Origin of the sequence: Maribacter sp., assembly GCF_049667165.1 — a bacterium.
Taxonomy (GTDB): Bacteria; Bacteroidota; Bacteroidia; order Flavobacteriales; family Flavobacteriaceae; genus Maribacter_A.
In genome coordinates this window covers 1-2,897 of sequence record NZ_JBATHS010000159.1, presented here as the reverse complement: position 1 = coordinate 2,897, position 2,897 = coordinate 1, and the positions used below count along the sequence as shown (strand labels likewise).

General features: G+C 40.0%; 3 protein-coding genes and 1 pseudogene. All 4 read right to left on the bottom strand.

Annotated features, from left to right (window positions below):
• Window positions 1-168, bottom strand: a pseudogene (gene eno, locus WBM98_RS08300) (phosphopyruvate hydratase); the annotation flags it as partial.
• A 102-nt stretch (window positions 169-270) separates the two neighbouring features.
• Window positions 271-1,398 (bottom strand): glutamine-hydrolyzing carbamoyl-phosphate synthase small subunit, encoded by a 1,128-nt coding sequence (carA, locus tag WBM98_RS08295; RefSeq protein WP_424365556.1) that lies wholly within the window; start codon window positions 1,396-1,398, stop codon window positions 271-273.
• A 100-nt stretch (window positions 1,399-1,498) separates the two neighbouring features.
• Window positions 1,499-2,206: a hypothetical protein gene (locus WBM98_RS08290; protein WP_424365555.1), complete on the bottom strand. Its 708-nt coding sequence runs from the start codon at window positions 2,204-2,206 to the stop codon at window positions 1,499-1,501.
• Between the two features lie 396 nt (window positions 2,207-2,602).
• Window positions 2,603-2,897: hypothetical protein (locus WBM98_RS08285; protein ID WP_424365554.1), on the bottom strand; the 295-nt coding region annotated here is incomplete at its 5' end.

Below are 2,897 nucleotides of genomic sequence, written 5' to 3'. Positions count from 1 at the left end.
ACTACCGCCATCGCGAAGCTCAACCGCCTCGTGTTCACCGGTAGAAGCTCCTGAAGGAACAGCTGCACGACCCATTATACCATTTTCTGTAATTACATCAACCTCTACTGTTGGATTGCCCCGTGAATCAAATATCTGTCTCGCGTGGACACTAAGAATAATACTCATATATGTTTGTTTTTGTATTGATTTTTTGAAAGCACAAAGATACAAAACAGCGAACTTTCTGTACCTGTTTCAACACTATATTTACGTGAAAATAACGATACCTTAAACTTTGACTTTCTCCTTTGCCGATTTCATGATCGATTCTACAAACTGATCAAACAGATACTCGGCATCATGTGGCCCAGGACTAGCTTCTGGATGGTATTGCACTGAGAATACATCCTTGTCTTTCATTCGTAGTCCCGCTACGGTGTTGTCATTTAAATGCACATGGGTAATCTCAAGATCAGGGTGCGCCTCTGTCTCTTCCCGATTTATTGCGAAGCCATGGTTTTGACTGGTAATCTCCCCTTTCCCCGTAAGTAAGTTCATCACAGGATGGTTAATACCTCGATGGCCATTATGCATCTTATAGGTTGATACGCCATTTGCCAAGGCAATGACCTGATGGCCCAAACATATACCGAAAAGTGGTTTTCCGCAAGCTATGATTTCCTTGGCCGTTTTTATCGATTTATGCAAAGGCTCTGGATCTCCAGGTCCATTCGAGATAAAATATCCATCGGGGTTCCATGCACTCATTTCCTCAAAGGTTGCATCATAAGGAAATACTTTAATGTAGCAGTCCCGTTTGGCAAGATTTCTAAGAATATTCCTCTTGATACCAATATCCAAGGCCGACACCCTATAGGTGGCGTTCTCATCCCCAAAAACATAAGCTTCCTTTGTCGAAACCTTCGAAGCAAGTTCCAACCCCTTCATACTGGGCATTTTCGCCAATTCGTCCTTAAGCTTGTCCAATTGGTCCACCTCTGTAGATAGAACGGCGTTCATAGCCCCGTTATCCCTGATATAACTTACCAAAGCCCGCGTATCTACATCAGAAATGGCCAGGGTGTTGTTTTTTTCCAAAAATTCCAACAACCCTGCATCAGCAGCAGGACGGGAATAATCATAACTGAAATTTTTACAGATCAATCCAGCGATCTTTACCGAACTGGACTCTACTTCGTCTACATTGGTACCATAATTACCAATATGGGCATTGGTCGTTACCATGAGTTGCCCAAAATAAGAGGGGTCGGTGAAAATTTCCTGATATCCTGTCATCCCGGTATTAAAACAAACCTCGCCATACGCTGTTCCCTCTTTCCCGCCGACGGATTTCCCATGAAAAATGGTGCCATCAGCCAATAACAATAATGCCTTCTTCTTGGATTGATATTTCATTTATCTAGTTTTTGTTCATTTATTCAAGTTGTACAATCTTATTATCATGGTAGACCACCGTACGTGTCGTCCCAATGTTATTTGTTGACGTGCCTAGGTGCTAGGCGCCCAAAGAATTATAATATATTAAAATCTGTATAACATCATCCGAATTCCTAAAACTCAGTCCGTGCTCCCTGGCATAGGTTTTCAAGATTTTGACATCATCATCATCCACCAAATTCAATATCACCGACTTTTTCAATCTTACAGATTTCAACTCGTCTTCCCCCTTCAGCGTATAGAATTTCTCCTTCTGAAGCAGTTTTGGACGACCCATAGGGACTTTGGTCAACGGATTTAAACTGGCTTCCTGGATCTCGGCAAAATATTTTCGCAATAAAACCACATCATTTAGTCGAGCGAGTTCCTCAAAATAGGAGTTTCTCTGAAATTCGGGATCAAGGTACCGTTTAAACACTTTGTTTCCCAATACTACCTTATCAACTCCTTTGGGATTAATGATGAACACAGAATCCTTCGACAATTTGGCCTCAAACCGTTCCGCATATATATTATAATTCAAACTGGGAAACGTATACTCCTTTTGCTCAAAATATACCTTGGCGTTAGTAAGCCAAGACGGATATAAATAGGGAGATCCCTCCACGGCACTATTAAAATTATTGCCTATCGCCTTATTATAATCCTGGGTACTCATTCCTACAAGCTTTACATAATCGTTTTGACCATATGCCATTGAAAATCCATCTTGGGAAAACGTATTCAGACTACACACAAACATCAAAAAAAAGATCCATTTCTTCATAACAACTTCCTTAAATTCCCACTAAAGTATTTCTAAAATATTCCATACAAAACTAACAATTCCTAATCAATCGCCAAGGGTCCTACGCTATTGGATGTTCAAAAAATATGGGTAGTGCCAATGTGGCTTCGGGGTTCCCCAAACCCCTCGCTGGATTTCGTCTTTTTATAGATGCTCACGACCTATTAAAATCGGCTATTTCAAGCTCTATGTGCTTTCTCACAAATAAACATAAAAAAAAAAGGATAAACCAGATGGTTTAGCCTATTTAATGTTCTTTTAATAATAAATTGTTCCTCTCAATCATCCGTTTTTTTGATCTACTCTAAGTGGGGTTCACTATTTGGAAGCAACTCCCCTACTGCGCTTGGTCTTTTAGTATTAGGCTTACATTCCTCAGGATCCCAATGTATTGTAATATGTTAATATACTGGTAACATCCTCAAGCTTGTTATATTTCAATCCATTTTCCTTTACATAGGATTGCACCTCTTTTACAAAATTCTTATCGATTAAGTCCAGTATCGATGATTTTTTGAAATTGATCTTCTCCAATTGGGTGCTTTCTCCTTTGAGTATATAGAAATCCTCCTCCAGTTTCAACATCGGCAAACCCATCGGCGACTTGGTCAAAGGATTTACCTCGGCTTTCTTGATACTAGTATAGTACTTACGTAATAAAAGCAAATCC